Source organism: Nosocomiicoccus massiliensis, assembly GCF_000438455.1.
Lineage (GTDB): Bacteria > Bacillota > Bacilli > Staphylococcales > Salinicoccaceae > Nosocomiicoccus > Nosocomiicoccus massiliensis.
Window position 1 is genome coordinate 1 of the sequence record NZ_CAVG010000035.1, and the last position, 15,855, is coordinate 15,855.

At 35.4% G+C, this 15,855-nt stretch carries 19 protein-coding genes; all 19 read right to left on the bottom strand.

The genetic code is table 11. The features are described from left to right. On the bottom strand, window positions 1-715 hold a 715-nt coding region (recO, locus tag TJ68_RS01605), incomplete at its 3' end, for a DNA repair protein RecO (protein WP_238316007.1). Window positions 716-747: 32 nt separating this feature from the next. Then, window positions 748-1,650, bottom strand: a complete 903-nt coding sequence (gene era / locus TJ68_RS01610) for a GTPase Era (protein ID WP_040928376.1) — start codon at window positions 1,648-1,650, stop codon at window positions 748-750. Continuing rightward, entirely contained in the window at window positions 1,650-2,066 is a 417-nt protein-coding gene (gene cdd / locus TJ68_RS01615) for a cytidine deaminase (RefSeq protein ID WP_040928377.1), read from the bottom strand. The genes era and cdd overlap by 1 nt, the downstream gene beginning before the upstream one ends. Continuing rightward, a complete protein-coding gene (locus tag TJ68_RS01620; protein ID WP_040928378.1) occupies window positions 2,067-2,420 on the bottom strand; it encodes a diacylglycerol kinase family protein in 354 nt (117 codons plus the stop codon). Window position 2,421: 1 nt separating this feature from the next. Then, the gene (gene ybeY, locus TJ68_RS01625) at window positions 2,422-2,886 is read right to left on the bottom strand and encodes an rRNA maturation RNase YbeY (RefSeq protein ID WP_040928379.1); all 465 of its coding nucleotides are present in this window, start codon (window positions 2,884-2,886) and stop codon (window positions 2,422-2,424) included. Next, window positions 2,873-3,835 (bottom strand): PhoH family protein, encoded by a 963-nt coding sequence (locus tag TJ68_RS01630; protein ID WP_040928380.1) that lies wholly within the window; start codon window positions 3,833-3,835, stop codon window positions 2,873-2,875. Before TJ68_RS01630 ends, ybeY begins: the two co-directional genes overlap by 14 nt. A gap of 391 nt (window positions 3,836-4,226) precedes the next feature. Further along, window positions 4,227-4,610, bottom strand: a complete 384-nt coding sequence (locus TJ68_RS01640) for a YwiC-like family protein (protein ID WP_040928382.1) — start codon at window positions 4,608-4,610, stop codon at window positions 4,227-4,229. A gap of 61 nt (window positions 4,611-4,671) precedes the next feature. Continuing rightward, the gene (locus TJ68_RS01645) at window positions 4,672-5,190 is read right to left on the bottom strand and encodes a hypothetical protein (RefSeq protein ID WP_040928383.1); all 519 of its coding nucleotides are present in this window, start codon (window positions 5,188-5,190) and stop codon (window positions 4,672-4,674) included. Between the two features lie 8 nt (window positions 5,191-5,198). Beyond that, entirely contained in the window at window positions 5,199-6,191 is a 993-nt protein-coding gene (gene floA / locus TJ68_RS01650) for a flotillin-like protein FloA (protein ID WP_040928384.1), read from the bottom strand. After that, entirely contained in the window at window positions 6,191-6,865 is a 675-nt protein-coding gene (locus TJ68_RS01655) for an NfeD family protein (RefSeq protein ID WP_052327245.1), read from the bottom strand. Before TJ68_RS01655 ends, floA begins: the two co-directional genes overlap by 1 nt. Before the next feature lie 113 nt (window positions 6,866-6,978). Then, on the bottom strand, window positions 6,979-7,155 hold the full coding sequence (gene rpsU, locus TJ68_RS01660; protein WP_040928386.1) for a 30S ribosomal protein S21: 177 nt from the start codon (window positions 7,153-7,155) through the stop codon (window positions 6,979-6,981). Window positions 7,156-7,260: 105 nt separating this feature from the next. Then, window positions 7,261-7,923 carry a deoxyribose-phosphate aldolase gene (gene deoC / locus TJ68_RS01665; protein WP_040928387.1) on the bottom strand — a complete coding sequence of 221 codons (663 nt, stop codon included), beginning with the start codon at window positions 7,921-7,923 and terminating at the stop codon, window positions 7,261-7,263. Continuing rightward, window positions 7,924-9,309: a tRNA (N(6)-L-threonylcarbamoyladenosine(37)-C(2))-methylthiotransferase MtaB gene (gene mtaB, locus TJ68_RS01670; RefSeq protein ID WP_052327246.1), complete on the bottom strand. Its 1,386-nt coding sequence runs from the start codon at window positions 9,307-9,309 to the stop codon at window positions 7,924-7,926. A 71-nt stretch (window positions 9,310-9,380) separates the two neighbouring features. After that, a complete protein-coding gene (locus TJ68_RS01675) occupies window positions 9,381-10,094 on the bottom strand; it encodes an RsmE family RNA methyltransferase (RefSeq protein ID WP_040928388.1) in 714 nt (237 codons plus the stop codon). Window positions 10,095-10,099: 5 nt separating this feature from the next. Further along, window positions 10,100-11,032, bottom strand: coding sequence for a 50S ribosomal protein L11 methyltransferase (gene prmA, locus TJ68_RS01680; RefSeq protein WP_040928389.1), 933 nt, complete (start codon window positions 11,030-11,032; stop codon window positions 10,100-10,102). A gap of 2 nt (window positions 11,033-11,034) precedes the next feature. Continuing rightward, complete coding sequence (gene dnaJ / locus TJ68_RS01685) at window positions 11,035-12,168, bottom strand: molecular chaperone DnaJ (RefSeq protein ID WP_040928390.1); 1,134 nt, start codon at window positions 12,166-12,168, stop codon at window positions 11,035-11,037. Between the two features lie 84 nt (window positions 12,169-12,252). Next, window positions 12,253-14,073, bottom strand: a complete 1,821-nt coding sequence (gene dnaK / locus TJ68_RS01690) for a molecular chaperone DnaK (RefSeq protein ID WP_040928391.1) — start codon at window positions 14,071-14,073, stop codon at window positions 12,253-12,255. Between the two features lie 44 nt (window positions 14,074-14,117). Further along, the gene (gene grpE, locus TJ68_RS01695; protein WP_040928392.1) at window positions 14,118-14,678 is read right to left on the bottom strand and encodes a nucleotide exchange factor GrpE; all 561 of its coding nucleotides are present in this window, start codon (window positions 14,676-14,678) and stop codon (window positions 14,118-14,120) included. A gap of 3 nt (window positions 14,679-14,681) precedes the next feature. Continuing rightward, the gene (gene hrcA / locus TJ68_RS01700) at window positions 14,682-15,650 is read right to left on the bottom strand and encodes a heat-inducible transcriptional repressor HrcA (protein WP_040928393.1); all 969 of its coding nucleotides are present in this window, start codon (window positions 15,648-15,650) and stop codon (window positions 14,682-14,684) included. Window positions 15,651-15,855: the final 205 nt, after the last annotated feature.

Sequence of the window (15,855 nt, forward strand, 5' to 3'; positions counted from 1 at the left end):
ATATTTGAAGTAACTTTCTCGTTTTAAAAAATTCTCCGGTATATTCTTGAAACAACATATCGACAAACTTAAAAAGCTTCTTTCCGTCTTCTTCATCGATATTAATAGAGTTTAAATGTTCGACTTGAACGTGCTTTAAAAATGCTGCTAAATAGATTGAGCGGCTACTCACATATACTGAGCGCTCTAAATGTTCTTCATCATAATGATCATTACATATGACTCCGTGGTATTTAAACGAATATCGGTTCATATTTTCATAACTATAACTGCCACATAATACACATTTGTCAACATTTAATAGTGCACCGTACATTGGAAATAGTTTTATAATGACAAAACTTAACACCGAATATTTTTCATTTTTTTCATCGAGTAGTTTAAACGCTTGATGCATTAGTCGGTATAACGACGGATCAGCGATTTCTTCATCGGTTACTCGAGTAATGAGTTCAACGATATAACTCGCTATCGTATACGTGTCAAAGTCACTATTAATGTTGTTGTAACTATCGATAATATCGACTTCTGTTAAAGTGCCCATACCTCGGTGTCTTGAATACGTAAATAACGTATGTTTATATCCTTGTTTTAAACTATTAAACGGACTTCTTGGCTTGTTAAATCCACGTGCCATTAACGGTACAAGTGCACCATGCTCACTTAGTAATGTGATAATTTTACTCGATTCACTGTAATTCGTTTGTCGAATCATGAATCCTTTATTTTGGTGGATCAAACTATCACCTAATATTCTTCATCTTTATAGCCTAAACTTCTAATAAATTGAGGTTTATTTCTCCAGTCTTTTTGGACTTTTACCCATAATTCTAAATACACTTTATCTCCAAGTAATGCTTCGATATCTTTACGTGCAAGCGTTCCTACACGCTTTAGCATCTTGCCACCTTTACCGATGACCATTCCTTTTTGAGAATCACGTTCTACGTAAATCGTCGCTTCAACTTTTACTTTTTCACCGTCATTTTCTCGCTTCATCTTCGTCACTTCGACTCCAATTGAATGTGGAATTTCTTGATCAGTTAAAAGTAAAATCTTTTCACGAATTAACTCTGAAACGATAAAGTGCTCTGGATGATCCGTAATTCTGTCTTTTGGATAATACATTGGTCCTTCTTCAAGATGAGTTTCGATAACATCTAATAATTGACCAGTATTTGTACCTTGTAATGCACTGATTGGTACGACATCACTAAATTCAAAATCAGTCGTATAGCGTTCAATAATTTCTGGCAACTCATCTGGGTGAATTAAATCGATCTTATTGATGACTAAAATAACAGGTGTATCTGTATCTCTAATCATATTCATGACGAATTCGTCCCCAGGTCCTTTTTTCTCAGTTGCATTTACGACGAACAAAATAACTTCTGTTTCACGTAGCGTTCGTTTAGCAACGCGCATCATATGTTCACCGAGTTGATGTTTTGGTTTATGAATTCCAGGTGTGTCGATAAAAATCATTTGTGCTGTTTCTGTCGTATACACACCTTGAATTTTATTTCTCGTCGTTTGTGGTTTATCACTCATAATCGCGACTTTTTGATCGAGTACGTGATTCATAAATGTCGATTTACCGACGTTTGGTCTCCCGACGATCGTAATAAAACCAGATTTAAAAGTTGACATTAATCCATATCCCTTCCGCTAAATCCTAATGGTAACAATTCATCGACTGTCTTTTTAATACAGCGCTTATCTTTACTTAGCATATAGACCGGCATATCATCATGAGTCAGTTCTTTTAACACTTGACGACAGACACCACATGGACTCGCTGGATCTTTAGCATCTGTAATTACGACACATGCTTTAAACTTTGTAATCCCTCTTGCATATGCAGAAACGAGTGCTGTACGTTCTGCGCAAATTGTCGCTGGATATGATGCGTTTTCGATGTTTGCACCGTACACATATTCATCGTCTTCAGTAATAAGTAACGCACCAACGTTAAATTCAGAATACGGTGTATAAGCGTTTTGTTGTGCTTTAATTACTTCATCGTACCATTCATCTTTAAAAATCCCATCATCAATAATTGCCATTTATAACACTCCTATCAATTTTAATAACTTTGGTAGTAATATGATTACACCAATTAAAGTGGCGTAAATACTCGCAAGTAATACTGCAAAACTTGCGATATCTTTTGCATATTTTGCATGTTGTTCAAAATCACTCGTTACAAGGTCAACGACCTCTTCGATTGCTGTATTTAAAGCTTCAGTGAGTAGTACTAAAAATATCGCACTAAATATAAAGAGCCATTCCGTCATATTAATCGATAAAAAATATGAAACGATGATGACAAACAATGCACTGACTAAATGTAAGACGTAATGAGAGTCTTTTGTAACGAGACGTAGAAATCCAAAAAATGGATATTTAAACCGCTTCATGTTAATCTCTCGAAATTCCAAATGCATCTAATATTTCTTTTTGAAGACCGAACATTTCTTTTTCATCTGCTTCAGTCATGTGATCATATCCAAGTAAATGTAAAAATCCGTGTAAAGATAAAAACATTAATTCACGTTTATATGAGTGACCGTATTCTTCTGCTTGTTCTTTCGCACGATTAGTATTAATAATAATATCTCCAAGAGTTACTGGCATTCCTGGAATTTCTATATCATCACTTTCATCGTCTAAAAAGGCAAATGAAATCACGTCTGTCACTTCGTCTTTATTTCGATAATCTCTGTTAATTTCTTTGATTTCATCTTCTGAAACAAATGATATAGATACTTCAGATTCTTCACTTTGTTTTAAAAACTCATATGAATAATTAAGTAGTGATTCTATATCTTCTTTTTCTAAATCTGATGAATAATTTTCATCGTCTAAAAAATCAATCGTTAACATTTAAATCACCTGCTTCATATGCACGAATTATTCTTGATACAAGTGGGTGTCTCACAACGTCTTGATCTGTAAAGTGATTAATTTGAACGCCACGAACATTTCTTAATCGTTCTACACTCTCAATTAAGCCACTTCTCGTTTTACTCGGTAAGTCAATTTGTGTTTCGTCGCCTGTGACGACCATTTTAGACCCGAATCCAAGACGTGTTAAAAACATCTTCATCTGCATCGAAGTCGTATTTTGTGCTTCATCTAATATGATAAATGCGTCATTTAGCGTACGCCCTCTCATATATGCAAGAGGTGCCACTTCAATAATACCACGTTCGATAAGTCGATCCGTATGTTCTTGACCTAAAATTGCATGTAGGCCGTCATATAACGGACGTAAATACGGGTCCACTTTCTCTTTTAAATCACCAGGTAAAAATCCTAGGTTTTCTCCTGCTTCGACTGCTGGTCTTGTTAATACGATTCTTTTAATATCATTATCTTTTAACATTTGGCACGCGATAACTACAGCTAAAAATGTTTTACCTGTACCTGCTGGTCCGATTCCAAAAGTTAAGTCGTTGTTTTTAATATGATTGACGTATATTTGTTGTCCAGTTGTTTTTGCTCGAACTGGTTTACCTCTATAGTCTTTTGCGATTTCTTCTTTGTATAGATCTTCTAAATATTCTAACGTGTCTTTTTCTGCCATTTGAATTGCAGATTGTAAGTCACGTAAAGTTACTTGATGTCCTTGTTGTTTTACGCGAAGTAACGACGTTAAAATATTATAGATTTTTACTTCTGTTTCTTCATTATCACTTTTAATTTTAACTTCATGTCCATTTGAACGAATCTCAGCATCATATTCATCTTCTAAAACGCGAATATGTGAATCGTTTACCCCTAAGATTTGTTGTGCGTCGTCCAAATTATCAAAATGTATCACTTTTGACATGTACTAACCCTCTCTGTTTTGAAGTCTAACTAATTTTTAGATTACCTAAAATATACCATAAATAGTGATATAACTATAGTCACGAACACTACATGGATGATTTCTAATATCCCAAGTTGTTTTGGTTTCCATCCTCGCCCGTAAACATAAACTGCTCTTATAAAACCAAATGTAAATGCGAGACCGACTACAGGATGGTAAATAAAACCAATAATCATTACTACGAAATGATAAATAAACGACGCCCATTTATAAGTCGGATTATTCTTCTCTCGAATAACTGTCTTAACAACGAGAGCTGATCCAATAAAATATAAAGTAGATACAATCATTATAAAATATATATCTAACGTCATTTCATGAGTATTTAAAAATCCTGTTGCACCACCCGCTAAACTAAAATAATGATTGCTGCTATGTTATTTATCATATTTCTTTCATCGCGTGTGTAGGAAAAATAAGCATTCAACATACCAAATGGAATCATACATAGAAAAAAGTAAATAACTCTATAATCAGTAACAATCGGATAAATCAGAATTAGCAATGATAGAAGAGTAAAAAGAAGCGAACTATTTAAAACTTCATATTCTTTACGTTTAAATCTTTTGAAAAAATATAATATATGATCTGCCGCAAAAAATATGAGTAACCATCCAACAATAAAAAACAGTTGTGAAAGATGGAACCCACCCGCAACCATTCCTAATATCGGTGGCATAAAAACCATCGCCCATGCACCATGCTGATTTTGCTTTTTAAATTTAAACCGCATAATTAACACCTCACCTTCATTATACAATGAATATTAATGTAAATAAAAAAGAGTTAGGTAATTACCTAACTCTTCTTATCTTACTTTTCGGCGGGCCGAGAATTTCTTTCATAACGATCCCATTAACGACTGCTTCTTTATCGAATGATAACTTTTTGTTGTACGTGCTGTCATCATAGACCACATGCTTCACTTCATCAGTTACACTCGCAGCAATTGCTTTTGATTTATCTTTCTGAAGCTTTTCAACTTTCTTTTTCGCTTCATTTGCTTGACGCTGTCTTTCTTTGAGTCGTTCTTTTTCACGTTTAAACTTATCTTCTACGGCTTTTTTAGAAGTTTTGTCTAACTTAGGTTTTCCTTGTTTTGTTGTTGTCTCTTGTTTTAAGTCCGTAAATTCTTTCTTTAAACGTTTAAACTCGTCAACCGCTTCAGTTTTTGACTTTTGATATTTTTCATTTAATTTATCAAAATCAATATTTCTTGGATTCTCAGATTGCTTTTCCTTTTCTTTAGCATCATTGAGATATGATATTATCCCACCAATTGCAAAAATTATTAATGGTACGAGTAACTCCATATTATCACTTACTCTTCTTCATTATATTTCGTTGGATCTGTCATCTTGTTAATAGAATCTCTCATTTTTGTGTCTGCTTCGATGTTCTTTAAATCGTAGTATTCACTTACAGTGATACGTCCTTCTTCTAAAGCTTTTGCAAATGCGAGTGGTACTCTAGATTCAGATTCTACTACTTTCGCATGCATCTCTTGAACACGTGCTCTCATTTCTTGTTCTTCTGCTACAGCCATTGCACGACGCTCTTCTGCTTTTGCTTGTGCGATATTTTTATCTGCCACAGCTTGTTCAGTTTGAAGGTCTGCACCGATGTTTTTACCGATATCTACGTCAGCGATATCGATCGATAGAATTTCAAACGCAGTTCCTGAGTCTAATCCTTTTTCAAGTACAGTTTTTGAAATTAAATCTGGGTTTTCTAATACAACAGTGTGATGTTTTGAAGAACCGATTGTCGATACGATACCTTCACCGACACGTGCTACAATTGTTTCTTCACCCGCACCACCGACGAGTCGGTCGATGTTCGCACGTACTGTAATACGTGCTTTCGCTTTTACTTCGATACCATTCATTGCAACACCGGCAATAAATGGCGTTTCGATAACTTTCGGGTTAACTGACATTTGAACTGCTTCTAAAACGTCACGACCAGCTAAGTCAATCGCTGCACAGCGTTCAAACGTTAAGTTAATATCTGCACGTTGTGCCGCAATTAATGCATCAATTACTCTGTCTACGTTACCACCAGCTAAGTAGTGAGATTCTAATTGGTTTGTCGTCACATCAATACCAGCTTTACGTGCTTTAATTAACGGTTCTACAACACGTTTTGGTTTAACTTTTCTTAAACGCATACCAATTAACGTAAATATACCAATCTTAACTCCAGCAGCTAATGCTGAAATCCATAATCCTACTGGAACAAAAGATAAAATAAACATTACCGCTATAAAAATAACGACAACGAATAATATAAGTGAGATTAAACCACCTGTCATTAATTATCCACCTCTTCATTTTTTATCGGTCTAACAACAATTCGAGTACCTTCAACGAAAATCACTTTTACTTGAACATCTCTTTCTATAAAGGTTCCCTCTGCTACCGCATCAATTCTATTATCATCAATTATTACTGTTCCAGAAGGTCTTAACGGTACTGCAGTCACGCCTACTTTTCCAAGTAGATAAGAACGGTCATCAAATGATGTGTAACCACTTTCGCTGTCTGTTGAGTCTGTCAGGACAAAACGCTTCCATAATGGGACTCTCTTCTTTTTCATTTTGACTAAAACACCTACCTCTATCGCAACTAAAATGATAATGAGAAATACGATAACACTATAAAGCATTGGGTCATTCGTTATAAATATAATACTTATAAAGAGTAAAATCGTTCCGATGACGCCGAGTACTAATCCGAAGATAAAAAACTCTAAAACGATTAGTGCAGACGCTACTAATAGTAATAACAACGCAAACACACTCGACTCGTTTACGAGTATATGTCCGAGATAATATGTGAAGATCGAAAATATACTCAGTACACCAACGAAATTAATTTTGTGTGAAAAGAGTTGATATGTAAGTCCTAAAAAGAACGTTAACAAAAGAATTGTTGAAACGACTGGACTCGATATAAAGTTAACAATATTTATAAATAACCCGTTCACGTTGAATTCCTCCATTTTATTATACATAACTCAATTAATTTTTGATATAAAAAAGGGGATGATTCTCATCATCCCTTAATTTATAATTCTGTTACTCGAGGGAGTTACACGAATTATCTAAATTTACGTTTACGTGCCGCTTCTGATTTTTTCTTACGTCTTACAGAAGGTTTTTCGTAATATTCTCTTTTACGTGCTTCTTTAATCGTACCGCTTTTAGAAACTGTACGCTTGAAACGACGTAACGCATCTTCGATAGATTCGTTTTTTCTTACTACTGTTTTAGTCATCGTGTTCCCCTCCCTCCGAAATAACACAAAGAGCAAATATTTAAGATATTAAAATAATATCTAGTATATATTATATTATAAATTTAATAATATGGTCAAGGTGTTTTAATATTCTGAATTACTTTTTTCACCTAGAACAATTTTTACACCACTTGATGCACCGAGTCTTGTTGCACCTTTTTCAATCATTTGTAATGCGTCTTCTTTAGAGCGGATGCCTCCACTTGCTTTAACACCGAGTGCATCTCCAACTGTTGACTTCATTAGCGTAACGTCTTCTACTGATGCACCTCTTCCGTTAAATCCTGTTGAAGTTTTAACAAAATCTGCACCTGCTTTTTTAGAAAGTTCACTCACTGTCACGATCTCATCAGGAGTTAGTAACGCTGTTTCAATTATCACTTTAACAAGCGCTTCACCTTTAACATTTACGACTGCTTCTATGTCTTTTTGAACCGTTTCTAAATCTCCAGCTTTTAATGCACCGATATTAATGACCATATCAATTTCATCGGCACCATTACGAATCGCTTGAACCGTTTCAAACTGTTTAACTTCTGACGTCGTCGCTCCGAGTGGGAATCCAACAACTGTACAAACTTTTGTGTCGCTACCTTCAAGTAGAGATTTACATAGCTCAACGTGTGACGGGTTCACACAGACACTAAAGAAATTATATTGTTTTGCTTCTTCACATAATTTTTTAATGTCGTCTGTTGTTGTATCTGGTTTTAATAATGTATGATCGATATATCGTTCTATTTTCATTTAAATCCTACTTTCCATATGTGCAGCTTCACTTGTGTGCACATGTCTTTCTAAATAATCGTACTGTTTTACCATCGGTTTTTCGAGTACTTTAACGATTTCACCTTTTGATACTGGATAACCTGGCTCTGTCACTTTAACTTTAACAAGTTCACCAGTTAGACTTTCATCTCCATCTACTGCTACTTTCATGTAATTATCCGCATGTCCAACGAGCATACCGTCTTCCATTTTTTCAGGAATAATTTCTAATACGTCATCTTTAAACTTCTCAGCATAGCTTAATGCAAGTGCGTCCGATAACTCGATGAGTTTTTTTACACGCGCTTCTTTCGTTTCATTATCGATTTGATCTTTCATACGTGCAGCTGGTGTTCCTGTACGTGTTGAGTACGGGAATACGTGTAGTTCTGAGAAATGATGCTTTTTAATGAAATCATATGTTTCCATAAATTCTTCTTCTGTTTCACCAGGGAATCCAACGATAACATCTGACGTAATCGCAGCACCTGGCATCATTTCTTTCAGTCTTAAAATACGAGATTCATAAAAGTCCATCGTGTACTTACGTCTCATACGTTTTAAAACAGTATCTGATGCAGATTGAACAGGTATATGGAAGTGTCTTACAATTTTATTTGAATGATAAATAACATCGAGTACTTCATCTGTTAATTGCGACGCTTCTATACTAGAGATTCTTAAGCGATTAAGACCTTCGACTTTTTCGAGATCTCTTAGTAACATCGCTAAGTTATAATCTTTTAAGTCTTCACCGTATCCACCAGTATGAATACCTGTTAAAATGATTTCTTTATAACCCGCTTCAACAAGTTTTTCTGCTTGTTCAATTACCTTTTCAGGATCTCTAGAGCGCATTAAACCACGTGCCCACGGAATAATACAAAATGTACAGAAGTTATTACACCCTTCTTGAATTTTTAATGTCGCACGTGTGCGGTCTGTAAAGTACGGTACGTCCATTTCTTCAAACGTACGTTTTTTCATAATATTTTGAACGCGGTTAATCGGTTGACGTTCTTCATGATACTGTTCGACATAGTCAATTAACTTATCGCGATTTTCTGTTCCGATAATTATATCAACACCAGGTATTGCCTCGATTTCTTTTGGTGCAGTCTGAGCATAACATCCAGATACTGCAATGACCGCATCTGGATTTTGACGAATCGCTCGACGAATCACTTGACGTGACTTTTTATCACCTGTATTTGTTACTGTACAAGTGTTCACAACGAAAACATCTGCATTATCTTCGAATTCAACGCGTGAATATCCTGCATCTTTAAAAATTTGCCACATCGCTTCAGTTTCGTAATGGTTTACTTTACAACCGAGCGTTGAAAAGGCAACTGTTTTTTCCATCTATATCAAATCTTTCTTTTAAAATAATCATCAGCTATTTTAACATAATGAAAAGTGCGCTTCAATAAACGTTAATTATATATGCTGTCGATCACCGATAACATATATAAAGGTGCGGTCTCAGCACGTAATATACGTTTCCCGAGTTGAACAATTGTAAAGTTATTATGTGACGCGACTTCACTCTCTGTAAATCCACCTTCAGGCCCAAAAATAATTGCGATATGATTATCTTCTTTATTTAAAGCAGATGCGAATTTTTTATTTTCTTGAAGTCGAACATCTTCATAACCAATAAAGACGTTGTCATACTGTGAAAAGTCAATGGACTTTAGTTTACCTAGAAATTCAATCGTAGGAATCGTATTACGTTTTGACTGTTCGCTTGCCTCTGTTACTATTTTTTCAAAACGTATTTTACGTTTTTGTTTTTTCTTTTCATCAAGCTTCACAACTGAGCGATCTGCGTTATAAAAATAGAAATGTTCCGCACCGAGTTCGGTACTTTTTTGCAACATAAAATCGAGTTTATCTCCTTTTAAAATCGGAGCATATACACTCACTTTAATGTTGCTCTCTACACTTTGAATTGTAGAAATCACTTCTATTTTAAACGGGGTGTCTTCAATTATTTTCACGATAAAGACATCCTTGTTTTTGTCCACAACTTCTATTTTGTCACCAATAGACATACGCATCACATTAAAAATGTGATGCGTATCTATATTTAAGTCTGTATAAATTTCGTTTTCTTGTAAAACAGTATCTACAAAATATCTTTGCATAGCACTTATCCTTTTTTAGATAGTATACTCACCCATCCATCGTCTTCTAAAACTTCGATTATACTAAATCCAGCATCCTTTAATTGTGAAAGAATATCTTCTTTTTTCTCTACAATAATACCACTTGAGATAAAGTAACCGCCATCGTTTAATACTCGATAAGAATCTGTAATCATATCCTCAATAACATGAGCTAATATATTCGCAACGACTATATCATAATTTTTTGTTTCATTTTTTAATAAGTCCGCTGCTCTTAAGTCGACAGGTTTAGTGTCATTTAAATTAAAGTTTTCTTCAGCAACTGTTAATGATAACGTGTCGATATCTGTTGCTGTTAAATCTCTCGCGCCCATTAGATACGCGCCGATTGTTAGAATCCCAGACCCTGTACCAACATCAATCACTTTATGTTCTGGTCGAATGATTTTTTCGATAAACGTTAAACACATCGACGTCGTCGGATGGTCTCCTGTACCAAATGCCATTCCTGGATCAAGCTTAATTAAACGGTCATTAGCGTCATATTCATAATCATCCATTTCCCATGACGGAACGATGACAAATGACTCTGACACTCTAAAACTATGGAAATACTTCTTCCATTCATTTTCCCAATCTGCTTCTTCTACAGTATCCACTGTAACTTCAATCTCGTCACGATTAATGATTGCTTCATTTTCAGAAATGAACTGATTAATAAGGTTCAGCTTTTCATCGAGATTTTCCGTCTCATCGTAATATACTGAAATACGAATATCTGACTCTGGATAATCACTTTCGTTTAAACGGAATTTATGTTCGAAATCATCGATATTACTTTTCATTAAATCAACTGAATAATCGACAGAAATACCATTAGAAATATCTGTTAAAAATAGAGATAGTGGTGCTTCATTTTCAATCTGTGAGTGCAACGAAATTTTATACCACTTCATAATTAGTCCCCTTTAAAGAATCGACGTGCTTTATCTGTAAATGATTCTTGCGATCCTTTTACTTGATTTCCGTTTAATTCAGCCAGTCTTCTAAATAATTCTTTTTCTTCTTCTGAAAGTTTTGTCGGTGTCTCTACTCTTATTGTAACGATTTGGTCACCATAACCGAATCCATTGACGTTTTTAACACCTTTTTCTCTAAGACGTAATTTACGTCCAGACTGAGTGCCTGCTTTCACGTCGATTTCAACAGGTCCGTGCAATGTCGGTACTTTTACTTGGTCACCGAGCGCTGCTTGTGAGAACGTAATTGATAACTCATAGTGAATATCGTCACCATCACGTACGAACTCTTTGTCTGGTTTTACTCTAAACGCGATATAAAGGTCACCTGCTGGTCCACCGTTATATCCAGGTTCTCCATATCCTTGAAGACGTACTTGTTGTCCGTTATCAATACCTTCAGGAATCGTCACTTCGATTTCAACATCTTTTTGTACAGTTCCTTTACCGTGACATTTATCACATGGATGTTCGATTTCTTGACCTGTTCCTCCACATGTTGGACATGTACGTTGTGTTCTAATTTTACCGAATGGTGTATTTTGTTCTACATTGACGTTACCTGTTCCTGAACACGTTGAACATGTCTTTTTAGACGTTCCAGCTTTTGCTCCGCTTCCACCGCAATGATCACATTCTACTTCTTTTGTGATTGTGACAGTCTTTTTACCTCCGAAGACCGCTTCTCTAAAGTCGATCGTCATCGTATATTGTAAATCGTCACCTTGGCGTGGTGCATTTGGATCTTGGCGACGGCTGCCACCGAAGAAACTTGAGAATATATCTTCAAATCCTCCAAATCCACTTCCACCGAAGTCATTAAATCCACCGCCGAATCCTCCAGCACCATCAAATGCACTATGTCCAAATTGATCATACTGACGTCGTTTTTCATCGTCATATAATACGTCATATGCTTCCGTTACTTCTTTAAACTTTTCGTCTGCGCCTTCTTCTTTATTAATATCTGGGTGATATTTCTTAGATAGCTTACGATATGCGCGTTTTATTTCTTCTTTTGTTGCGTCTTTGTTTACGCCTAATACGTCATAATAATCTTTTTTAGTAGCCAATTTTTCTCCTCCAACATACAAATATTACCATTTAAAAAAGTCAAAGCCAAATGCATTGGCTTTGACTTTAAGAGTCTATCTATATTACTTGTTGTCGTCTTCGTTAACTTCTTTAAAGTCCGCATCTACAACGTCATCATCTTGAGCTGGTTGACTAGCGTCACTTTGTTCTTGTTGCATTTCTTGGTAAACTCTCATAGAAACTGCTTGAAGTGCTTGTTCGAGTGCTTCTTTCTTAGATTTAATTTCATCTAAGTTATTTTCTTCAAGAGCTTTTTGTAATGCATCTTTTGCTTCGTTGACACTTGTTTTTTCATCTTCATTAACTTTGTCGCCAAACTCTTCTAATGTTTTACCACTTTGGAATACGAGTTGGTCTGCTTCGTTTTTAAGATCTGCTTCTTCACGACGTTTTTTATCTGACTCTGCATTTTCTTCTGCTTCTTTAATCATACGATCGATATCTTCGTCTGAAAGATTTGAAGATGCTTCAATTTTAATACTTTGCTCTTTACCAGTTCCTAAGTCTTTTGCAGACACGTTTACGATACCGTTTTTGTCAATATCAAACGTAACTTCGATTTGTGGTACCCCACGTGGTGCTGCTGGAATGTCTGTTAATTGGAAACGTCCAAGCGTTTTGTTGTCTGCAGCCATCTCACGCTCACCTTGTAGAACGTGAATATCTACTGCTGGTTGGTTATCTGCTGCTGTAGAGAACACTTGTGATTTACTAGTTGGGATTGTCGTATTTCTTTCAATTAAAATTGTGTTTACTCCACCCATTGTTTCAATACCAAGTGATAATGGTGTAACGTCGAGCAATACTACGTCTTTTACATCTCCAGATAATACTCCACCTTGGATTGCTGCACCCATTGCAACAACTTCGTCTGGGTTAACAGAGCGGTTGATTTCTTTACCAGTTTCTTTTTTGATTGCTTCTTGTACTGCTGGAATTCTCGTTGAACCACCGACTAAAATAACTTCGTCAAGATCTGAGAAACTTAAGCCAGCATCTTTAATTGCGTTACGTACAGGAATCATTGTTCTTTCAACTAAGTCGTGTGTTAACTCATCAAATTTAGAACGCGTTAACGTCGTTTCTAAGTGTAATGGACCTGCTTCTCCTGCACTAATGAATGGTAGAGAAATTTGTGCTGATGAAACACCTGATAAGTCTTTTTTAGCTTTTTCAGCTGCATCTTTTAAGCGTTGCATTGCCATTTTATCTTGTGATAAGTCAATGCCGTTATCTTTTTTGAAGATATCTACTAAGTAGTCGATGATTTTTTCGTCAAAGTCATCTCCACCTAATTTGTTATCACCACTCGTAGCTAATACGTCGAACACACCGTCACCAAGTTCTAAAATAGAAACGTCGAACGTACCTCCACCTAAGTCAAATACGAGTACTTTTTCTTCCTCTTCTTCTTTGTCTAAACCATATGCTAACGCTGCAGCTGTTGGTTCGTTAATAATACGTTCTACTTCAAGACCAGCGATTGTACCTGCGTTTTTAGTCGCTTGACGTTGTGAGTCGTTGAAGTATGCTGGAACTGTAATTACTGCATGTGTTACTTTTTCACCTAAATAGCTTTCTGCTGTTTCTTTTAGATCTTGTAAAATCATCGCAGAGATTTCTTCTGGTGTATATGATTTACCTGCAACTTCTTCTTTATAATCAGAACCCATGTGACGTTTAACACTCATCACTGTGTCTGGGTTAGTAATTGCTTGACGTTTTGCAACTTCACCAACTTGTCTTTCTCCATCTTTAAACGATACAACTGATGGTGTCGTTCTGTTACCTTCACGGTTAGCGATAACTTTCGCTTCTCCACCCTCTAATACTGAAACTACTGAGTTTGTAGTACCTAAGTCAATACCAATAATTTTAGCCATAATTAAATTTCCTCCATAAAATATCTATATTATATCTGTTAATATTATTCGCTTACTTTGACCATGCTCGGTCGAATGACACGGTCTTTTAGTAAATACCCTTTTTGGAATTCTTCAATCACTACGCCAGATTCAACACCGTCTTTTGCTTCCGTCATAATTGCTTGATGGAAATTCGGATCAAACGGTTCATCTAGTGCTTTGATTTGAGTAATTCCATTTGCTTCAAGTTTATTTAAAAAGTCGTTATAGACCATTTCAACACCTTTATGCAGTGATTCAAACGATTCGGAATCTCCTGTTTCTTGAAGCGCACGTTCTAAATTATCAAGAACCGATAATAAATCAGTCGCTAAACTTTGATTTTTATATTTGTTGTTTCTTTCTGTCTCTTCTCTAGAACGTCTTTTATAATTTTCAAATTCTGCATAAAGTTTTAAATATTTGCTTTCAGATTCATCCAGTTGTTGCTCTAGCTGTTCTACTGGATTTTCTTCTACTTCTTCAACTTCTTCGATTTCTTCCAAATCTTCGTTCTTTTCTTCTGTAAGTTCTTCAGTTTCTTTTAACTCTTCTTCTTGTATGTTTTCATTCTTCTTTTCCACGCACTAACTCTCCTTTTGATTAAATGCATGTAATAATGTGATTATTTTTTGATACCCCATATTTTCTGGGCCAATCACCATCAAGTTAGCCGTCACATCGTTATAAGTGACGTTCGTTGATACGATTGATAAAAGTTCATAGTTTTCATCGATTTCTTCACCAAAACGTACTTCAACTTCATGACTATGTGATCGTAATTGTGGAAGTTTTGAGTGCTCAATGTCATTGTAAAGTTGCGTGAGCGTTTCTACATCAGTTTCAAAGTCTCTCAGTAAAAATCCGAGTCCTGAGTAAAACGATACAGTTTTCTCATCATCAAGATTTTCGATTTTTTCGGACAACTTTAATAAAAACTGTTGTAACAGCGGGTTGTTTTTAACGAGATGCGTTTTAACAATATCAATTGCTTCTCTGATAGAAGCATCGATAAGTAATAGATTTAAATCTCTCGTTAACACATCTAAATCGTGCTGTTTAATATCTCGTGACTTTTTAATCGTCACTTGCTTTACCGCTTCACTATCTAACACGATGACTAAAAGCGCAAGCGCGTCTGAAATCGATGTGAGGTAAACACCTTTAACTACTTCTTTTTCATCTGTTAATGTAACGTAAGTTAAATGTTGTGTTTTGTTGCTAAGTGTATGCGCAATACCTTGTCCTAAACGATTTAAATTCGACTCATTAAAATCAAAGTTTAAGTCAATTTTAGCTGGCATACTTTCAATATCTCGTTGAATATCCTCGATGTACTTTCTAAGACCTTTTCGCGATGGAACTCGTCCGGATGAAGTATGTGCTTTAGAAAGATATCCAAAATTTTCTAACTCTGCCATTTCGTTACGAATTGTCGCACTAGAAACATCTAATGGATATTTCTCTAACAATCGTTTGGAACTAATCGGTACGCTCACATTTAAAAAATCATCTACAATAAAATGAAGAATGATCTCTTGACGTTTTGTAAGCATCCTTTCACCTCATTAGCACTCATCATCTCTTAGTGCTAATTCTATAATAATCAATAGGTCAAAGAATGTCAAGACTTAACCCTCAATCGATTAAAAAATCAATAAACACGTCGTTTCCAACCATTTTCCCTTGCTCTGTTAACGATAAATATTCTCCGTTTATTTGTAAATTATTTTGATTTATATGCTTTTCAATAACATCTCC